The 19,214-nt window shown below is 40.7% G+C and carries 16 protein-coding genes and 3 pseudogenes; 2 read left to right on the forward strand and 17 right to left on the reverse strand.

From position 1 onward, the window contains the following. Window positions 1-87: 87 nt before the first annotated feature. On the reverse strand, window positions 88-219 hold the full coding sequence (locus V7L29_RS15720) for a hypothetical protein (RefSeq protein WP_334691995.1): 132 nt from the start codon (window positions 217-219) through the stop codon (window positions 88-90). A 285-nt stretch (window positions 220-504) separates the two neighbouring features. Here V7L29_RS15720 and V7L29_RS15725 point away from each other — a divergent pair, with 285 nt between their 5' ends. Both V7L29_RS15725 and V7L29_RS15730 read left to right on the forward strand, forming a co-directional pair. Further along, the gene (locus V7L29_RS15725; protein WP_334691996.1) at window positions 505-987 is read left to right on the forward strand and encodes a tetratricopeptide repeat protein; all 483 of its coding nucleotides are present in this window, start codon (window positions 505-507) and stop codon (window positions 985-987) included. A gap of 21 nt (window positions 988-1,008) precedes the next feature. Next, entirely contained in the window at window positions 1,009-2,073 is a 1,065-nt protein-coding gene (locus tag V7L29_RS15730; RefSeq protein ID WP_334736070.1) for an ABC transporter substrate-binding protein, read from the forward strand. Window positions 2,074-2,296: 223 nt separating this feature from the next. Here the strand turns inward: V7L29_RS15730 and V7L29_RS15735 are convergent. The 16 genes and pseudogenes from V7L29_RS15735 to V7L29_RS15810 all read right to left on the reverse strand — a co-directional run. Beyond that, window positions 2,297-2,509, reverse strand: a pseudogene (locus tag V7L29_RS15735) (DUF3891 family protein); the annotation flags it as partial. A 393-nt stretch (window positions 2,510-2,902) separates the two neighbouring features. Further along, window positions 2,903-3,595, reverse strand: coding sequence for a manganese catalase family protein (locus tag V7L29_RS15740; protein ID WP_334691998.1), 693 nt, complete (start codon window positions 3,593-3,595; stop codon window positions 2,903-2,905). Between the two features lie 202 nt (window positions 3,596-3,797). Next, window positions 3,798-4,131: pseudogene (locus tag V7L29_RS15745) on the reverse strand (GlsB/YeaQ/YmgE family stress response membrane protein). A gap of 634 nt (window positions 4,132-4,765) precedes the next feature. Then, entirely contained in the window at window positions 4,766-6,148 is a 1,383-nt protein-coding gene (gene hemN, locus V7L29_RS15750; RefSeq protein WP_334736071.1) for an oxygen-independent coproporphyrinogen III oxidase, read from the reverse strand. Between the two features lie 93 nt (window positions 6,149-6,241). Then, a pseudogene (locus V7L29_RS15755) lies at window positions 6,242-6,610 on the reverse strand (biliverdin-producing heme oxygenase); the annotation flags it as partial. 301 nt (window positions 6,611-6,911) lie between these two features. Next, complete coding sequence (locus V7L29_RS15760) at window positions 6,912-7,085, reverse strand: hypothetical protein (protein ID WP_334736072.1); 174 nt, start codon at window positions 7,083-7,085, stop codon at window positions 6,912-6,914. 2 nt (window positions 7,086-7,087) lie between these two features. Then, window positions 7,088-7,561 carry a type II toxin-antitoxin system VapC family toxin gene (locus tag V7L29_RS15765; RefSeq protein ID WP_292719512.1) on the reverse strand — a complete coding sequence of 158 codons (474 nt, stop codon included), beginning with the start codon at window positions 7,559-7,561 and terminating at the stop codon, window positions 7,088-7,090. Between the two features lie 171 nt (window positions 7,562-7,732). Then, on the reverse strand, window positions 7,733-9,211 hold the full coding sequence (locus V7L29_RS15770) for an amidase (RefSeq protein WP_334736073.1): 1,479 nt from the start codon (window positions 9,209-9,211) through the stop codon (window positions 7,733-7,735). A 445-nt stretch (window positions 9,212-9,656) separates the two neighbouring features. Further along, window positions 9,657-10,637 (reverse strand): magnesium transporter CorA family protein, encoded by a 981-nt coding sequence (locus V7L29_RS15775; RefSeq protein ID WP_334736074.1) that lies wholly within the window; start codon window positions 10,635-10,637, stop codon window positions 9,657-9,659. Window positions 10,638-10,941: 304 nt separating this feature from the next. Then, window positions 10,942-13,002, reverse strand: coding sequence for a tetratricopeptide repeat protein (locus tag V7L29_RS15780; protein ID WP_334736075.1), 2,061 nt, complete (start codon window positions 13,000-13,002; stop codon window positions 10,942-10,944). 191 nt (window positions 13,003-13,193) lie between these two features. Then, window positions 13,194-13,517 (reverse strand): hypothetical protein, encoded by a 324-nt coding sequence (locus tag V7L29_RS15785; protein WP_334736076.1) that lies wholly within the window; start codon window positions 13,515-13,517, stop codon window positions 13,194-13,196. Between the two features lie 57 nt (window positions 13,518-13,574). Next, window positions 13,575-14,084, reverse strand: coding sequence for a hypothetical protein (locus V7L29_RS15790; RefSeq protein WP_334736077.1), 510 nt, complete (start codon window positions 14,082-14,084; stop codon window positions 13,575-13,577). A gap of 329 nt (window positions 14,085-14,413) precedes the next feature. Continuing rightward, window positions 14,414-16,303 (reverse strand): aspartate kinase, encoded by a 1,890-nt coding sequence (locus tag V7L29_RS15795; RefSeq protein WP_334736078.1) that lies wholly within the window; start codon window positions 16,301-16,303, stop codon window positions 14,414-14,416. Between the two features lie 755 nt (window positions 16,304-17,058). Further along, a complete protein-coding gene (locus tag V7L29_RS15800; protein WP_334736079.1) occupies window positions 17,059-17,706 on the reverse strand; it encodes a hypothetical protein in 648 nt (215 codons plus the stop codon). 64 nt (window positions 17,707-17,770) lie between these two features. Then, the gene (locus V7L29_RS15805) at window positions 17,771-17,989 is read right to left on the reverse strand and encodes a hypothetical protein (protein ID WP_442944197.1); all 219 of its coding nucleotides are present in this window, start codon (window positions 17,987-17,989) and stop codon (window positions 17,771-17,773) included. A gap of 76 nt (window positions 17,990-18,065) precedes the next feature. Further along, a complete protein-coding gene (locus V7L29_RS15810; RefSeq protein ID WP_334736080.1) occupies window positions 18,066-19,010 on the reverse strand; it encodes a lysylphosphatidylglycerol synthase domain-containing protein in 945 nt (314 codons plus the stop codon). Window positions 19,011-19,214: the final 204 nt, after the last annotated feature.

The raw sequence follows: 19,214 nt of genomic DNA on the forward strand, positions 1-19,214 counted from the left end.
TTTTGCTGAAATGTCCACATGGTAAAGCTTCTAAAAAACTTTTTGTTTTACTGAAAGTTGTTAATCAAGGATTTGTGCAGTATTAGGTTAATTGCTGTATGTGATGATAATTTGTTGATGGGTAATCAACTTATTTTGTGCCAAACAAGCGATCGCAGCCAAATCACCAGGATATGAAATAAGAACAATATGCTTGGAAACGTCGTTTTGCTTTGCCATAGTCATTAATTTTTTGTGATGTTTTTGGGAGTTTTTAGTCACTAGGGATCTGTCAACTACCTATAATCAGTTTTTATTTTTAAAGTTTGCCATCCTAATGACCAACCACTTATAACTCTAGATGTCGAGTCTGGTATTAGTTGTATTACTGAATACAATAAATCACACAGTAAATTCATAATTAGCAATTAATCATCGCAAATTTAAAGATGACTTTAAAAATGATTTAATAGATATATTTTGTGAGAAAGTTAATACAAAGGTATATTCACTGATCTCAAATTCATGGATTCTTTATCTATCAATTCCTTACTTGAAGAGTTGAAAAACCCGGATGCCACAGTCCGCGAAAACGCAACCAGAAAAATCTGGCGGATCTGGTTTCAGCAAAAGGGAATTTATGGGCTGGAAATAATTGACCGCAGTCAAAAATTATTGGATGCAGGTGAAATTACTGAAGCCGAAAAAGTTCTGACGGCACTAATTAAAGACCAGCCAGATTTTGCGGAAGCCTGGAATCGCCGTGCTTTCCTCTATTACAGTATTGGTGATTATCAAAAATCTCTGGCAGATTGTCAGATAGTTGTGCAGATAAATCCAATACATTTTGGGGCACTTCACGGCATGGGTTTGTGTTATGCGGCACTAGGAGAGTATGGTCAAGCTATCCAAGCTTTTCAACGTGCTTTAGAAATTCAGCCCTATTCGCTAGTGAATCAAAAATTGATTCTAGAATGTACATTTAGATTTAGCTACAACGGCAGATAAAAAAGAGCATTATACTATTTTATGAATCCGTCATCACCCTCATCAACAGTAATTCATTGCCTTAGTCGCCGCAACTTTATTCAATACGGTTCTATCTGGATTGGTAGTAGCGTTATTGCTGCTTGTACTAACAGCAACCAACCCTCAACTAGCAATTCTCGGTTGGATAAAGTTACCTTTGGTACAAACTGGATAGCAGAAGCAGAACATGGCGGATTTTACCAGGCGATCGCCACGGGTATCTACAAAGACTACGGTTTAGATGTCACTATCAAAATGGGTGGTCCCCAGGTTGCCAGTGGTACTCAATTGTTGATGGGGGGTGCGGTAGATTTCTTCATGGGTTATGGCATTGATGCCGTGAATGCTGTAGCACAAGGTATTCCCAAAATTACAGTTGCAGCAATTTTCCAGAAAGACCCTTGGTGTCTTATTGCACATCCAAACCCAGCAATTAAAACCCTTGCCAACCTCAAAGACAAACCAATTTATGTCTCTGCTTCTGCTAACATTACCTATTGGCCTTTACTCAAAACAAAGTACGGTTTCACCGATGATCAAAAGCGTCCCTACAACTTTAATCCTGCTCCTTTCCTGATTGACAAAAACTCAGCCCAACAAGGTTATATTACGTCTGAACCCTTTGCTATTGAAAAACAGGGCGGTTTTCAGCCAGTGGTATTTTTATTAGCAGATTTTGGTTATCAACCATATGCAACTACTATTGAAACAAAAAAAGAAGTAGTAGAAAAAAATCCCGAATTAGTGCAGCGATTTGTTGATGCCTCAATTAAAGGTTGGTATAGCTACCTGGAAAATCCGCAACCAGGGAATCAGCTAATTAAAAAAAATAATCCAGAAATAACGGATGAGCAACTTGTCTATAGCATTCAAAAGCTAAAAGAATATGGAATTATCCTTTCTGATGCAGCAGAAAAACAAGGCATTGGGGCGATGAGTGATCAAAGGTGGACATTACTGTTTGAGAGCATGGTTAATACTAAAATTTCCAAATCCAACGTTAATTATAAGGACGCATACACCTTGCAATTTGTAAATAAAGGAGTGGACTATTACAAGAAGTAAACGACTGATTGAACCAATGAGGTTAGCAGATCCAGAGTCCCTGATCAAATGGACTTCTAAAAGTGTTGTAAAACTTGCTGCACTCAATCTTGGGGAGCACAGAATTTAGAATTCAAAGCTTCTCAAGAACAGGAAAGAAGAATGGAAGTGAGGTTTTCCAGATAAGAGTGAAAAGTCAGCTTTAATTACTGACTATAGCGGCGACAACTTAAGCTGTGTCTATTTAACTCTTAACGAATCTCCACTCTAGTACCTTGATGGGAGCTTCTTGTAGTGCTTGAGTTAGTTGGGTGCTGCTCTCAAATTTCACCTGGGAGAGGTCGCAAGCTTCGACGTTGACTGTAAATTTATCGTTCTGGAAGGGCCAGGGTTTGACAACAACCAAGTTATCACTACGCTGCATAATGTCATAGCGCTGACCTTCAGGGCCTTGAGCGCGATGATAAATAACTTCCCAACCATTTGGCGTAGCGTTAACAATCACAAATCAATCTCCTGATTCTTAATTTTGATTTGGAGTTAAATTAATTTCTGAATTCAGAAACATCGCAGCAGATATTGAAGAGGCGATCGCTCAAACTTTTTCAGTATAACTGAATATTTATAGCTATAGCTATTTTCAATTGAGTGTAATAGCCAAGTACTTAGCTGAAATTCCCGACTTTTTTAATAAGTCGGGAATCTTTTTGTTCACGAAATGTAGCTAAATAGCCCAACAATTCCTAAATAAGGTAGGCAAGTAACCCAAAAGATGATTAGAAGTTTTCAAGAATCTGTCAAAAATCTCTTTACTTCAAATCAACCTATACTCTAACTGCAACCTATACAATTAAGAGTGACTTTCTAGGGGATTAGCAATGTATTTGAATGTGGGCTCAGAATTCCAAGGGCCACGTTCATCTTTACCATCACCATTAGTTGATAGGTTGTAGTAGAGAGCAACAGTTTCATCTGGCTTAATATTACCAAAGAATGGATCTGTCAACTTACCCAGTGAATCTAGAGCTTTCATAAACATCTGGGTATGAGAAATTTCTCGTGTTAACAGATGGACTAAAGTCTCTTGAGTTCCTTTGTCAGTTGCTAACTTGATTAATGATTCGTAAGTCTGACGAGCGCCAGCTTCCGCTGCAAGATTAGCTCTTAAATCACGCACTACATCTCCACCCTCATTCAAGTAACTTGCAGTCCAAGCATTACCTTGACTATCTAGAAAATGAGGCCCAACCCCTCGAATCGCAAAGAGAGTACTCTTATAAGCCTCTGTTTGATCCACATTTTTGGTATGACCTTCGATTAGTTTGCCAACCATTTCTAAATGGCCGAATTCCTCGATCGCAATGTCTTGGAGCATGTCTTTAATTCCAGCATTTTCGACATGGAATGATTGAACCCAATATTGAAGTGCTGCGCTAAGTTCTCCAGTAGCTCCGCCAAATTGCTCTAAAAGTAACTGAGCAAAACGAGGGTTCGGTTCACTAATGTTAACTGCATGAATAGGGTCTTTCTTGTGAAAAAACATAGATTTACACTTCCCAAAATTATGATGTTACAAAAAGGAGCGGCCATTTTCTTGTCTCCTAGTATTTTTCCAGACTAAGCTAATTTGATGTTTGATAGCTTCTCAAACTGGTGAACTAGAAGACTGATAAAATACAGTAGTGATGTCAGTGTTGATAACTGCTAATCAGCGATTAGGCATTGCTGCCTCTTCTGATTAATTCCTATAGATAAATAGCAACTATTGCGCCGAGCACAGCCACTAAAATACCAGGAAGAGTTAAACCAGCGCCAGCCGCAGTAATTTGCAGAATTCTTGATTTGTAGCAAGGTAAACAGACTTCCACCAATGAAAGCACCAATGATACCCAAAATCATTGTGGAGAGAATTTCACCGCCTTGATAGCTAGGAGAAATAGCTTTAGCGTAGGTGTAGCCCGCCGTTGGCGTACCACTTCGTGGAAGCAAGCTACGCGCAGCGTGTCGCAGACAAGCCTCTGGTAGAGAAAGCATCGCACCTGCTAAAAGTCCTAAAACTACCCAAGCAATAATACTCATAACTGTCTCAACAATCTCTGTTATCTCTAAGTTATCAACTCTGACTCACAATTCTTTCTACCACATGGGATAAATGGTAAATCCAAAAGTTAGATAAAAAACTTTACATCAATATTTTGATGAAAATTTGCATTTTTTTATTTCTCAAGATAAAAATAATAAACGAAAGTTTTTCTCAATAAATTAGCAATTATTGACTACATCAGTCTAGACCTTATTTTCTGTAAAAATAGACACTGAAAAATTAATTAACTTGTTATATCTATCTTAAGGAAGGTGTAAAAATATTATCTAACTTTTTGGAGATGCGATGCGTCAAAATCTGACTCATAAAAACTTTTGACGGTTTCGCTAGCATTCATTATTGATTATTTTTAATTACAGATAAATAATCAACCAAGATTTTGGCGAAATTTTTGTTTCAAATATTGATTATTTTTAATTACAGATAAATAATCAACCAAGATTTTGGCGAAATTTTTGTTTCAAATATGGATGATCTGCCTAAATTGTAACGGGGGATGAGTTAAAATAATTATTTTAATAATTGCAACATATTAGCTCCCCTCAACCGTTATTTTCAAGCTAGATTGAGGGGAGAATATCTATCTTACCAACATTTGCAAAAGTGATATCAAATGGCACGTGAGAATTTTGTCTCTCGCGTTTTTGTGTGAGTATCAAATATGACGGCAATATTTCTGACTAATAATCTACCGATATCTGTAATCTGGATGTGATTTTTTGATAAACTAACCAAACCATCAGCTTCTAACGGCTGCAACACCTCTAATTCCTCACAGAAATATTCATCAAAATTGATATGATATTTGTTTTCAATATCTTGTTTTTGCAATTGAAAGTGAGACATAATGCCCATGATCACATCCCGTCTGATGATGTCATTCTGAGTAAGCTTAATACCTTTACTAACAGGTAAAGCACCCGCTGCAAGTGTCTGATAATAATCCTTTAATTCCTTGTGGTTTTGAGCATAAGCATCTTCTAGCATACTGATGGATGTAGCACCAAAGCCAAAAAGTTCTGTCTGAGCGTGGGTAGTGTAGCCCTGGAAATTGCGTTTGAGAGTGCGATTTCGTTGAGCGATCGCTAGTTCGTCATTAGTTTTGGCAAAATGATCCATCCCAATAAATAGATATTGGTTATTCGTCAATTCTTCAATGGTCATTTTCAGAATCTCTAACTTTTCCTCTGCTGGGGGTAGCGCCTCTTGAGGAATATTTTTTTGCGTCGGTTTGAGCCACGGTACATAGGCAAAGTTAAAGACAACAATTCGGTCAGGATCTAACTCAATAGTCTTTTTCAGCGTCTCCCGAAATGTCTCGCGGGTTTGATAAGGTAAACCATAAATTAGGTCTACATTTACACTTTGAAACTTAGCTTCTTTGATCCAACTCATGACATCAAATAGCATTTCTTCTGGCTGGACACGATTAATAGCTACTTGAACTTGGCGATTAAAATCTTGAATGCCAAAACTAATGCGGTTAAACCCAATCTGTCTCAAAAAGAAAATGTAGTTTTTATCGATATAGCGAGGATTAATTTCAATTGAGATTTCTGCTTGTGGATCGATGTTGAAATAGCGATTGATGTTTTTCCATAAAAATTCTACTTGGTAACGATCCAAGTAATTAGGAGTACCACCTCCCCAGTGGATTTGCAGCACTTTTCTGTCTGGATCGATTAAAGCTGCGGTGTTTTTGATGTCTTGAACCAAAGACTCCAGGTAAGGTTTAGCAATATTCTTATTGTTGGAAATTACCGTGTTACACCCACAGAAGTAGCAAGCACTTTGGCAAAAGGGGATGTGGAAATATAAAGAAAGAGGGGTTTTGCGTTGATTCGAGGCTGTGATCGCGGCCTTAAAATCAGTTTCAGTGAATGTTTCGCTTAACTCTGTAGCAGGCGGGTAACTGGTGTATCTGGGTGCGCGAGTGTCGTACTTTTGAATCAGATCCAGATCAAATTTGACACTAGGTAATACAAAAACCATTGAGTTGCTTTCCAATGAATGTGTGAGGGGAAGGGGAGTAGGGAGTGGTGGAGATGAGGAAATTAGAATAACTCCTAACTCTTAACTCTTAACTTAATTAGGCGCAGCTATTTCGGTGCTACCTGAATACTGGGAACGAGTGAGGTTATTAAACAGGACTTGACCGAGTACTTTGATTAAACTTCCCTCTAACTCCTGAGCCATCTGTAAATTGAACCGAAAGACATTATTAGCTTCAGCAACAATCCGTTCTGCTGTTATATCATCAATGGATAATGCATTTAATGCCTGACGATACTTATCCTTAAATGCCTTTTTGTCAGGAATTTGCTCAAAATTGTAAAAGCATGCGCCTTCGTAGCCAGAAAGCTTCAGGGCTGACTGAGCAACTTCTTATAGCATTTGACCCCCAGAAAGATCGCCCATGTAGCGAGTGTAGGCATGACCTAGCAATAAAGCTGGTTCGCACAGAGGTTATGCGAGGAATTCTGGAATCCCTTGGGGTGTCCAGCAAAAACCTCTTCTGGTGTCCACCCAAAATACCGAAGGGGTGAGAAACTAGGTAGGAGCGTTCGCATTTGCTATTTCGGCGAACTCATTTGCTATTTCGGCGTTCGCATTTGCTATTTCGGGGTTCGCATTTGCTATTTCGGGGTTCGCATTTGTTATTTCGGCGAACTCATTTGCTATTTCGGGGTTCGCATTTGTTATTTCGGCGAACTCATTTGCTATTTCGGCGAACTCATTTGTTATTTCGGCGAACTCATTTGCTATTTCGGCGACTGGGTTGTTTGAGTGGCTGTGAAATGATCTGCCGATTACTTGCAGCTTGCTTTTGTCTCAAATCATCACAAATTGCTTGTAAGTCGTAGTTGAAAGCCTTTGCATGTTCTTCTCGTATTCTATAAATCTCTTCAATAATTTCATCTTTCCACATATCTACTCTCCCATTAGTTCGTAGGGTGTACAAAGGGTTGGCAACTCGTATCCGGCATCAAGACTGATTTGGGCTAGCTTTTTCTGGATTTGAGCATTAGCAATATGCTTACAGTTCCACGTTAACAGATAGTCCAATCCGTAAACTGTAGCCGCCGCAATATGAAGCGCATCGTCAGCGGCTTTCGGTGGAAGGCTACTTTTTGCGATAAATTGTGCTGCTAAATTTTGAACAGCTTCACTTACTTCAAGCAAAGGAAAATCACGCACTATTTCAAGTCGCTTTGTTGCTATCTCTGTATCGCCTCGTGCTACTTCATCCAAAACCACTTGAGAAATGTAGAGCATAAACTGATCGCGACGTGTGTCCCACCATTCCCGCGTAGCTTCTAAATTAGCCATCAGGATCAAGTTGTTGCTGGGTCTAGCAGTCAAATAGCCAACAATACTGGTTTCGATGTAAACAGTTTCGCTCATCTGGTATTAAGCTGTTAACTTTCTCATGTTATCCGAAGAGATCACCTGTCCAGCAAAACCTCTTTTGGTGTCCACCTAAAACACCGAAGGAGTGAGAGGCGATCGCTCAAGCCCTTCGACTCACTGCGGACTAGCTGGCGCTTTCTGTTGAAGTTTAATTGGTGCAAATACTCAATAGCCCAATGGATGGCGGAAATCACCAACCACTTTGTCAAGTTCTTGAGCGATCGCCAACAACTCCATCTCGCGCCATCGCTTTCCCACAATCTGCATCCCAATCGGTAAGCCATTGTGAGTTTGCCCAATAGGAATCACCACCGCCGGATGACCACTGAGATTAAATGGCATAGTGTAAGCTCCGTTTGCCACCGCATGAGGATAGGATTTGCCCTCAATATCAATAGCGCTCCAAGCCGGACAATGAGTAAATGCAGGGGTTGCTGTTACAGGAGTGAGCCATACATCCCATGCTTCTAAGGCTTCATCGATTTGGGCAATGAAGCGATCGCGCTCGGTGAGTGTCTCAAAATATCCTTTTAAACTGGGATTTAAAATTTCTGGCAGAAAGCTGCTGAAATTCCCCAATTTTCGCAATTTTTTGTCGCCTTGAGTTGCGGTGCGAAAGAGTAACTCTAAACTGCGTAGCACATTATAGCGATCCTTGGGTTGGGCGTAGTTGTTGATATATGCTTCCATCCGCCCGCAGAGGTTCCACACTGTCGATAAATCAAAATCTTTGGGAAGCCAGCGTTCAACATGAGTACCTGCTTGAGCAAGTTTTTGCACTACTGTCTGTACTGCACCTCGAATTTGTGCAGCAACGGGAACCTCTACCCATTCATCAATCCAAGCAATTTTAAGATCCTGCAAAAACTTGCCAGATGGAGTATCAAGGGGAATCGGTGGCACATCTGGGCGACGCAGATCCGCACCAGCAATCAGTGAAAAACAAAGGCGAATATCTTCGAGCGATCGCCCAAAACAGCCAATAGTCAACATTTGTCGCAAGCATAGCGGCATTCCCGGTACTTCAGGGATACTTCCGGCGGTGGAAATACGGCGATCTGTTGGCTTTAAGCCATACACACCGCAGAAAGTTGCAGGCTGGCGCACGGAACCGGCAATATCGTTACCTATATCTAATGGTGAAAGTCCGGCTGCAACAGCAGCAGCGCTACCTCCAGAACTGCCACCTGCTGTGTAGTCAAGATTCCAGGGATTATTTACCCGGGGAAACAGAGAATTTGTACTTTGAAAATCACCAGCCAGTTCTGCCATGTTGGTTTTTCCAAGGATAACGGCTCCTGCTGTCCGCAGCCTTGCGACAACGGTGGCATCCTGTTGAGGAATGTAGTCCTTGAGAGGAATGTAACCTGCTGTAGTCCGGAGTCCTACTGTTTCAAAAATATCTTTGATTGTTACAGGGACACCGTGCAGAGCGCCCCAGTATTCTCCTCTGGCCAGGGCTTCATCCGCAAGCTTTGCTCTGGTACGAGCATTGTCTTCGTCTAACGTGCAAATCGCATTCAGCTTTGAGTTGTGTTTAGAAATCTGCGCCAGGTGAGCATCGAACACTTCGACAGCAGAGACTTGGCGATCGCGAATCATCTGAGCAAGTTGATGAGCGGGTAGAAAAACTAAGTCACTCATAGGTCGATTTCACCTCATTTGTCGGATTCCAAAGCTTGATCAAGTTACAGCTATTTTCAGGTAAATAGACTACGCGGTAGAGGCGCAAGGCCTTGCGCCCTTACGACAGATGTGGTTTAAATACATGAAAACTGCTGTAATTATATTTACGTGAACTAACCGCACTGACTTGGACGTGCCTTGTACAGCGTGGGCTTTCAACTTCACGGAGGAATGCCGCATCTTAGGCTTACGTCCGCGAGTTGCTACAACCAATATTTTTGTTTAGCATAGTAAATCAAAAGTTAGGGTCTGTTACGGCTTTAGCCTAACGCACCACGTTCTATGGCGGTACGTTAGGCGCTCATCTTATCTTTTTGGTTACAACTTATATCGAAATATGCGCCTAACACACCCTACAATGATTTTATTTTTACTTTATAAATAGTCTGTAACTTGATAGAAGCTACAACCAACGTTGTTTTTTAGCATAGACAATACTACCAATTACAATTAATGCCATCAAACAGATCACAACAGGATAAGCCCAAGGTTGCTCTAATTCCGGCATATATTTGAAGTTCATGCCATAGAAACCAGACATGAAAGTGATTGGTAAGAATATGGTCGAGAGGATAGTCAGGCGATTAATTCGTTCAGCGGTTTTGCTAGCAATATTATCGCGTTGAATTTCCATTAATTCTGACATCCAGGCTCTCAGAGCTTGATATTCTTGCCAGAGTTTATCAACGTGATGAACCAATTCTTGATTAAATAGTTCCTTCACTGGTTGGGTGAGCCATTGGAAATCTTCATGATCCATAATAACCATAAGTAATTTGATGCTTTGAAAATTACGGCGTCCGGAACGAGTAGATTGCCTCATCGTGGCAATTTTTTGGTACGTTGATTCATCACCAGAATTTTCTAAAACTTCATCTTCTAAATCATCAAGTTTTCTAGAAATATAGTCAAATACAGTATCGTAATTATTCAAAATATCTTTAAAAATGAGATAAAAAAGATAGTCTATTTCCCACTTTTGAATATCTAGAGTTCGCTTTTGCAGATTATTAGCTAGAACGCTTAAAATTTTTAGTTCAGTGATTTCAAAAGTGATTATAAAATTATTTCCAACCACAATATTGCCACGTGCAGCCTCAAGCTCATGATTTTTTATTTGAGAAGTTAGAATTTCATAGCTATCAAATAAACAATCTTCTACGTCTTCATCAATTCCTAGAGGGGAATGGTTGAAAATCATATCAACACGAGATGGATTGAGTCCAAAGTGCTTGATAATTCTAGCCGTTCCAGTGCGATCGCGGAAGTGAATGCAGCGCAACCAAATATTGTGAGAACCATCAATTCTTTTCAGTACCGTATCGACATCCCTACTGGTAAATAATTCCAGGTTGTCTGGATAAAAAGTGAGGAGAGTTAGCATATAGCAATCCTAATTGAGTCGTCAGAAAACATGGTGACTCATATTGAGTAATAATTTATAGCGTTTCTCAATCAAGTGAGGTACGTTTTTAAAGCTACTTGTTTTGATATAAAAGGTTCGTGTGTACTTCAGTAGCCTGGGAAACGCTATATTTGACTACAAAGATACATAAAATGTCAAAGTCTACGATTTTTGATGGTAATACCATTTCACACAAACCCTGATACATATAGATTTCGGATATATTGGGCTAATAGTATAAAAGAGATAGTCCTAAAATGCTATTACTATATTAAGTCATAGCTCAATTTTTTTCTCTTTTTCCAGATTTAGGGCGAGTAGTTGGTGCTGGTGCTGACTTATTTTGCAAAATTGCAATTTCTCTCTGTGCATCTTGATAACTATCTTTTTCTCCTTGCTGTTGGAATAGTTTTGCAGCTTTTTTGAAATCTGCGATCGCTCCCTGTTTATTTTTCTGCTTGGTGCGAATCACACCCCGGTTATAGTAGGCTAAGGCATTGTTAGGATTAATAGCGATCGCTCGTGAATAATCCTGATTTGCAGCTTTTTTATTTCCTAGTTCGAGATAAGCATTACCACGGTTATTGTAAGCTGCTACATTATTAGGATCTAGTTTCAGTACTTCGGTGTAATCTTCAATAGCGCCTTTATAATCTCCGAAAGAAAAGCGGTGAAGACCTCTGTGGATATAAGCTCCAATAAATTTAGGATCAATCTGTAAAATAGCGTTGTAATTTTCAGTAGCTTCGAGTTTATCTCCTAGATCACTGTAAACATCACCACGATTAAGATAGGCTTCTATGTATTTAGGATTGATGTTAATTGCATCCGTGTAATCTTTAAGTGCTGCATATTTTTGTTGATTGAGAGATTGAGTTAAACCCCTTTGATAATAAGCTTTGGCATCACTAGGATTAATCTTAATTACTGTATCAAAATCTTGGATTGCTCCAAGTCTTTGTCTGAGGCGACGGCGGAGAATCCCCCGCTGCAAGTAGGCTTCGGTATACTGAGGTTTGAGAGCGATCGCTTTGCTAAAATCTCCAATTGCACCTTTATTATCCTTCAGTTGGGCACGGGCTAACCCTCGGCCATAGTAAGCATATGCATCTTTAGAATTTAACTTAATTGCTTGGTTATAATCAGCGATCGCTTCTTTGTACTTACCTAATTCAGAAAAAGCAAATCCTCGGTCAAAATAGGCATTAGCATCTTGAGGATTGAGTAAAATGGCATGGCTAGAGTCTGCTTGTGCTTGCTCATAGTCTCCTAATCGATAATAAGCATCGCCTCGCCGATTATAAGCCAAAGCGTTTTGCGGATCTAATTCAATAACCTGATTGAAATCTTCAACTGCTCCTTCATAGTTTCCTGCATCATATTTATTTACTCCTTCTTGATATAATTTTTGTTGAGCATCACTTACAGGTTTTAGCGACTGTAAAAACCACACTCCAAAACCAAGTGTGATACAGCCAACTACCCCCGTTAGAAGTAGTAATAATTTTTTCTGATCCTGTTTTTGCTGATTTTGCTCAAGATTTGTTAACTTTTTCAGGTCGTCTAAAACTTCGGTTGCATACTGGTAGCGCTTACGATAGTCAAAACGTACCATTTTATTAATAATTTTTGCTAATTTTCTGTTAATTTTTAAATTTTTGTCACGCCAAACTATTTCACCTGTCAGCCGATTTTTATGACCTCGGAAATTAGATATTTCCTTTGCTGGTAAACCGATAAGTGCTGCGATCGCAACTATACCTAAAGCATATATATCGCTGTTGTATTTGAGGTTACCGTTAACTTGTTCTATAGGCATATATTCGAGATTGTTAACGGTATTAGTAATGGCTTCATTAACAATAGCAAAATCAACTAAAACTAACTTTTTATCTGACTCACGACGAATAATATTTGCTGGTTTAATATTCTGATGAATCACGCCAGAACTATGTACAATGCTCAAAATTTCTAGTATCTCTGATAAAAGAGGAATAACTTGGTCTTCGCTCAGAGGTTGTCCTTGGATAATTTCATTAGTTAAAGGATTACCAGGGATGAATTCTTGGACTATATAGAATTTTTCATTTTCTTCAAAATAAGCAATTAGCTTCTGGATTTTGTCGTGTTCCTGTCCTAGTTTTTCTAAAGTTGCTGCCTTGCTTGCAAACAAGCGACGCAGGATGGTTAAAGTTTGAGAATTGCTACTATGCGGACGTAACTGCTTTACTACAAATTGACTGCCAGGAAGATTAACATCTTTAACTAGATATGTTTTCCCCTTTTCACCATCATTAAGAACTTTTAGTATTCGATAACGTCCATCTAGGAAATGACTATTCATCAATATAAATACAGTTTTATAAATTGTTTGATTATAGCTTACGTGTTATTAATGTTAAAAATTAAAAATCAGATAAATGCATAGACTGCTACGGCTTGTCTCTACAATCTGCTTACCAGAACAACGTGAGTTCGACAAACCTCTCCCACCTAACCTGCCTCTCTTTGTAGGCTATGGTGGACACACAAGTCCTAAAAACCATCAAAATGGTATGGAGTACGCAGATTAACCGGACAAAATCGCACTACTAATGTAGCTCTGCGGGCAGAACGCTTGCTCGTTTCTCTTAGTTCAATTTCTTGCTTAAAAGAGATGGGTTGCGCTTCCATCTTTGCCCACAGACGTTCACAGTTTTGATCTAAACTACGGTTGTGAGCGGCACGTACTAAAACTCCCGTATGCTGAAGTTGACGAACTTTATCGAAAACTTCTGTGATATCGCCTTCTCTATCAAAGACATGAATCACGCGGTTGGGCTTGCTTACAAGAGTTTCTATAGTGGTGAGTGCCTCCACCCATCTGTAAGATTCTTTCTCCTCAAAGGGGCGTTTTCTGGCTAAAGAACAGGCTTGTTATTGTCCGGGTTTTACACGTTGCCCTGTGAAAGTGAACGTCCCAAGTACCATGCCATTATCCACGAGCGGATTTGCATTTAGGTCGAAAGACCTCACTTTTGATGTTGCTTGCACTATTCCATTTTTCGGCTCAAATGTCGCAGTAGTATCGGTTCTGCCGATTGCGCCAGGTGATGTCGCTGTTGGGTAAATGAAGTCGAGTGTCGTGACAGTAATCTCTCTGGAAGAGGTACACTTCCAACTACCCTGTATATGACCGTAAGGTGGAACTAAGGCATCACGACTTTGGTTTGAAGCACTGGCAAAAAAGTTGCCATCTTGGGAGAGCGTTAGAATCCCACGAAACGTACCGAAGTTACCAGAGTTTGTCGTCAGGTATGTGCCTGTTACAAGTTTGCGACAATCTGTTGTAGGTTGAGCTTCAACTTTGGATATATTTACCGCGTACAAAATTGTCACTGATAGTACACAAATCGCTAACGTGATTAAAGCTTTAGGAATTTTCATTATCAAACATTTGCTTATAAGTATATAAACCTGACTTTTCACCGGATGTGGAAAGTCAGATTTCAATTACTGTACCGTATTTGCTGTGCTGTTTCTTTAATCCTTTACCAGTAAGCTTTTCAAGACTTAGCGGGAAAAGTCAGTAACAATACAAGTCGATGTTATACGATTGCAGGTCGATGTTATGCCATCGTAAGTCGATGTTATGCGATTGCAGGTCGATACATTAACAATGCGGCCGATACATTAACATTGCAGGTCGATGCATTAGCAATGCAAGCAGAAAATAGTCTTTGTATCCACAACAAAGAGGCACTTAAAGTCAGCTTTTACGCTGGTACTACAAATTTTTCACTACCAGCCAGTCCAAAGGCTGCATGAATGGCTTGCAAAGCTTTAACACCTTGCTCTTGCGCCACGACACAACTAATTTTGATTTCTGAGGTAGCAATCATTTGAATATTGATTTGTTGTTGGGCTAAAGCTTCAAACATTTTAGCGGCAACACCTGGTTGTCCTACCATACCTGCACCGACAATACTTACCTTAGCGATCGCACTATCTAAAACAACTTCACCCCATCCTAATTCTGCCGCTACTTGGGTAAGCATTTCTTTTGCACTTTCTCCATCCATGCGCGAGACTGTAAAGGCAATATCTCGTCTGGGAACACCATCAATCACCCGACAGCGCTGAGATTGGATAATCATATCAACGCTGATATTATGTTGCGCTAATAGTCCAAACAGTTTCGCCGCCATCCCCGGCCGATCTGGTAATTGGCGAATAGCAAGACGCGCTTGGTTCAAATCGAGAGCAACGCCGCGAACGGGAGGAATGGGGGAAGAGTGAGGAGCAGAGACGCGATTAATCGCGTCTGTACAAGGGTTAGGAGTAGAGACGCGATTAATCGCGTCTGTACAAAGGTTAGGAGTTAGGAGTTCTCCCTTGCTCTTTGCTTCGATCTCAAAGGCAGTGCGGAGTGCGCTGACGGCGCGATCGCATTCGGCTGCATTTACTACGCAACTTACTTTGACTTCGCTGGTGGAAATCATTTGAATGTTCACCCCAGCTGCTGCTAAGGTGGCGAACATCTTCGCAGCCACACCAGGACGCCCAATCATTCCCGCGCCTGCGATGCTGACTTTGGCAATGTTATGTTCTACCATTACCTCGGCTTCATCAAATTTGGGGTTAGATTGACTCCTTAGCGCTGGGGCGATCGCTGCTGTTACTGCTTCTGCCCGTTTTAATATTGGTGTGGTGACCGTAAAGGCAATGTCATTACTATTACCTTCATGAATTGATTGAATAATCAAATCTACGTCTACTTTTTGCCGAGAAATTTCGCCAAATAACCTGGCTGCCACGCCTGGTTTATCGGGTACGCGCAACAAAGCCACCTTCGCTTGGTCAGTGTCAAATTCTACATTATCCACCGGACGGGCAATTTCTAAATTGATCAGCGATCGCCCTTGGGGTTTGGCTGATGTTACCCAAGTACCGGGATGATCCGTCCAGCTAGACCTAACCACTAAGGGAACACCGTAGTTACGGGCAATTTCCACAGCACGGGGATGCAGCACTTTTGCGCCCAAGCTAGCTAGTTCCAACATTTCATTACAGGTGATGGCATCCATCAACTGGGCTTCGGCAACTAAGCGGGGATCTGTAGTTAAAATCCCTGGAACATCTGTATAAATTTCACAAAAATTTGCTCGTAATGCGGCTGCGATCGCTACTGCTGACGTGTCGGAACCACCACGACCCAAAGTCGTAATTTCCATCTCTCCAGCGCTGGTAGTACCTTGGAAGCCAGCTACTACAACTACTTTACCTTCATTTATGTGGCGAGTTAAGCGAGTAGTTTCAATATGCAAAATCCGAGCGCGGCTGTGTTCAGCTTCAGTAACAATTCCTACCTGAGCGCCAGTCATGGAAATTGCAGGCTGTCCGAGTTCCTGCAATGCCATACTGAGTAAGGCGATGGTTACTTGTTCGCCAGTGGAAAGCAGCATATCCATTTCCCGGCGGCTAGGATTGGGAGAAATTTCATTAGCTAGTTTGACGAGTCCATCGGTGGTTTTCCCCATTGCCGAAACCACTACGACCAGAGAGTTTCCAGCTTTAACAGTTTTATAAACGCGCTGTGCAACAGCTTGAATACGTTCGACTGAACCGACAGATGTACCACCGTATTTTTGAACTATGAGCGCCATAACTTTTAGTCAATCAATTGTGCCTGCTTTCATTAACGCTTCCGCCAGGTCAGCTCCTTCCCTACGGGACGCTGCGTGTAGCTTGCTTCTCCATAGGAGTACGGGGAAGTCAAAAGTCAAAAGTCAAAATTAAGATTAAGAATCACCAAAATAAATTTAGGCGATGCACTGAGCGTAGCCGAAGTGGGCTTGTACCTTTTTCTTCGTGGTCAGGAAGCCTTCAAGGCTTACTAGTTATATAGTTTACTAAATATCGCGCAAAATACCTCATCATAATTAATTATTCAAAAACAACATCCTTGTAGAGTGATGCCTGACGGAAAGCCGCTTTGCGTGTACGCTGTTGCTCAAAGAAATGAACGTCAGGTAAGTGCTTAGTGAAGATTCGTTTTTTGCGCGATGAAAATTTGTCACCGCGTTTGAAAGTAGCTGTTCTTCGTCTTAATCGGCGATAGATATTTTGCGTGTGGGTGAAAGTAATGCATCAACATTGGGAACTTAGACCCTGATGTGTTGGGTTATCTGCAATTATCTCAACGGCTGTTAATGACAGATAACCGCGCTAGTATCCCGGCTTATTTAGAAGCATATTGGGCAGAAGGTGGACATATTTGGGGCTTATTCTGATTGCGTCCTAGAGTACCAATAGGACACGTAAGTATAAAACGTGAAATTTTAGAATGAAATAACCTGCTTGAATGAGTCTGTTACTGATGACAAATTAGAAGTCACAGTTCTTGTCTTGAATCAAAAGATTAAGGGTTGCAAGTAGGCGGGTTTGTTGAGGTGTTAGGTTTGATGCAAAGTGGTCCAAGCTTAGTTTGATAATTAGGTCGGCTAATAAATGCTAATGGACCAGCCTTGTGTTCACCATTAAAAGGGGTAGGTTTGCTAACATCAAAGCCACACGCGGCAGCATCTCTAGGGTTGTTAAACCAAAACCCTATATGGAAAGTGTTAGTAGGTGGTAAATTTACTTGCGGATCAAAACCGAAAATCTGATCTAGCAGGATAGTTTTAATTGTCACACGTCCAGGCTCAACGTCAGATTGATACCAAGCCAGACCAAAGTTCTTGAAATTTGGGTCTGGACTACCGAATGCTTGCTGAGGACTATTCTGTACAGTAAACAGATCAAACTTCAAACCAGGCTTGAAACCTGTCAGAGTCAAAGTCAGATTGTCATTAAGATTGCCACGCTTGACGATGGCTTTAACCCGAGGCGTGACTCCAGGAGTGGCTGCCATGCAGTTAATGAACTGCTTGTTAGGAAATAACTCAAAACTAGTTTCATCAGAACTTGAGGAAAACTGCGCTATGGCAAGCTGGTTGAACCCAAATACTAATAGCAATCCTCCTGCAAATATGCGAAGAGGTATTGATCCTGGAAATTTACGAAACATAAATTTGAAATTTTTTATGAAAGTATTTTCAGAAAGCAACGCACAGGTTTACTCTATTACGAACTTACGCAGATTCAAAACATTTTAAAATAATGTTACATAACCCACCTTTGTATGTTTCGCGTTGCTTGATGGCATATTGCAGGGCGAGTTCTGTTTTACCAACTCCACCCATCCCGGCGATCGCAGCAATGGCTACTTGTTTATTATCCGGCAAAAGTTGGTGCAGGTTTTGCAATTCTTCTTCACGTCCGACAAATTCCACCACCCCACTCCGGGGCAAATTTTGCAGTATTCCAGTCGGGGGATTTAACTTTACCCGTTCCCCTTCAGGCGACTTTAGTCAATCAGGGGGATGATTATTCATTTTTTTGATTTCCTGATTTAAATCTAATTTCATAAAGTCCTAGCAAACCCGTTGCTAATAGCAAAGGTAAGAAATAGTAGACTCCCCGATAAGCCAGCAATGAACTCAAAATTGCTGCACCAGAAACTTTTGAGGAGAGAATTAGCAAAATTATAGTTTCAAATACTCCCAAACCACCCGGAACATTACTAACAACACCTGCAAACATAGCTAGTAAATAAATTCCTAAAAAGTCTAGATAAGACAAAGGTGTATTACTAGGAAGCACAGCATAAAGAACTGCTGCCGCAAGAATCCAGTCAAAACTAGAAATTGCTATCTGTGCAAGGGATATTTTAAAAGTAGGAAATCGAAATTCTTGTCCCCGAATTATTAATGGTTGTTTAATAAGAATACTGCCTAACAAATAAGCAGCGACTAATAGCAGAAAAATCACACCGATGGGACGCACGGTGGCAAAAGGTAAATGTAGTTGAGTGGGAATTTGGAGGGGGTTGATGATAAACAACAAACCTGCAACTGCAAACATCCCCAACCAAAAGGTAAAATTGGCGAAAGCAATTACTTGAGCGATCGCTAATTTCGACACTCCCCAGCTAGAGTAAAATCGATAACGGATAGCACTGCCAGTCAACAAGGCAAAACCTATTGTATTACTAAACGCAGAGCTAATAAAGTTAGTGAAAGCAATCTTGTTCCAACTTAGGAAACAACCGATGTAGCTAAAACCCAAAATATCGTACCCAATCATCACTAGATAGCCCAAGGCTGTCAGCCAAATTGCCCAGCTTAAGCGACTTTTGGGAATAGCAGCTAGAGAGTTGAGGATATCACGATAATTATACTCACGCAATTCGTTAGCGATCGCCCACAGGGAAAGCACTAGCAGCGACAAGCCGAACAGCGTGCTGAATTTGAGTTGCAACTTTTTAAGCATTTTAAAAGTCCTGAGTGCTAATTAAAGAAACTTATCCTAACTCTTGACTTTTAACTTACTAGCAGTCGCAAAGTTTCCATCAGGTTGACACAGCATTGACATATCATTTGCATAAGCTTTTGAAGACAAACACCAGCTACCAGAGTTATTAGGACTTACGCATCAAGTACGAAATGTCGGGGCAATACCCTGCCTTAAGCCGAT

The sequence above is a fragment of the Nostoc sp. genome (assembly GCF_036916575.1).
GTDB lineage: Bacteria > Cyanobacteriota > Cyanobacteriia > Cyanobacteriales > Nostocaceae > Nostoc.

Bases quoted from the DNA above. Each gene is read 5' to 3' on its own strand.
- V7L29_RS15725 (WP_334691996.1), top strand. From the start codon at position 505: ATGGATTCTTTATCTATCAATTCCTTACTTGAAGAGTTGAAAAACCCG.
- V7L29_RS15720 (WP_334691995.1), bottom strand. From the start codon at position 219: ATGGCAAAGCAAAACGACGTTTCCAAGCATATTGTTCTTATTTCATAT.
- V7L29_RS15780 (WP_334736075.1), bottom strand. From the start codon at position 13,002: ATGAATAGTCATTTCCTAGATGGACGTTATCGAATACTAAAAGTTCTT.
- V7L29_RS15740 (WP_334691998.1), bottom strand. From the start codon at position 3,595: ATGTTTTTTCACAAGAAAGACCCTATTCATGCAGTTAACATTAGTGAA.
- V7L29_RS15765 (WP_292719512.1), bottom strand. From the start codon at position 7,561: ATGAGCGAAACTGTTTACATCGAAACCAGTATTGTTGGCTATTTGACT.
- V7L29_RS15760 (WP_334736072.1), bottom strand. From the start codon at position 7,085: ATGTGGAAAGATGAAATTATTGAAGAGATTTATAGAATACGAGAAGAA.
- V7L29_RS15795 (WP_334736078.1), bottom strand. From the start codon at position 16,303: ATGGCGCTCATAGTTCAAAAATACGGTGGTACATCTGTCGGTTCAGTC.
- hemN (WP_334736071.1), bottom strand. From the start codon at position 6,148: ATGGTTTTTGTATTACCTAGTGTCAAATTTGATCTGGATCTGATTCAA.
- V7L29_RS15810 (WP_334736080.1), bottom strand. From the start codon at position 19,010: ATGCTTAAAAAGTTGCAACTCAAATTCAGCACGCTGTTCGGCTTGTCG.
- V7L29_RS15790 (WP_334736077.1), bottom strand. From the start codon at position 14,084: ATGAAAATTCCTAAAGCTTTAATCACGTTAGCGATTTGTGTACTATCA.
- V7L29_RS15800 (WP_334736079.1), bottom strand. From the start codon at position 17,706: ATGTTTCGTAAATTTCCAGGATCAATACCTCTTCGCATATTTGCAGGA.
- V7L29_RS15730 (WP_334736070.1), top strand. From the start codon at position 1,009: ATGAATCCGTCATCACCCTCATCAACAGTAATTCATTGCCTTAGTCGC.
- V7L29_RS15775 (WP_334736074.1), bottom strand. From the start codon at position 10,637: ATGCTAACTCTCCTCACTTTTTATCCAGACAACCTGGAATTATTTACC.
- V7L29_RS15770 (WP_334736073.1), bottom strand. From the start codon at position 9,211: ATGAGTGACTTAGTTTTTCTACCCGCTCATCAACTTGCTCAGATGATT.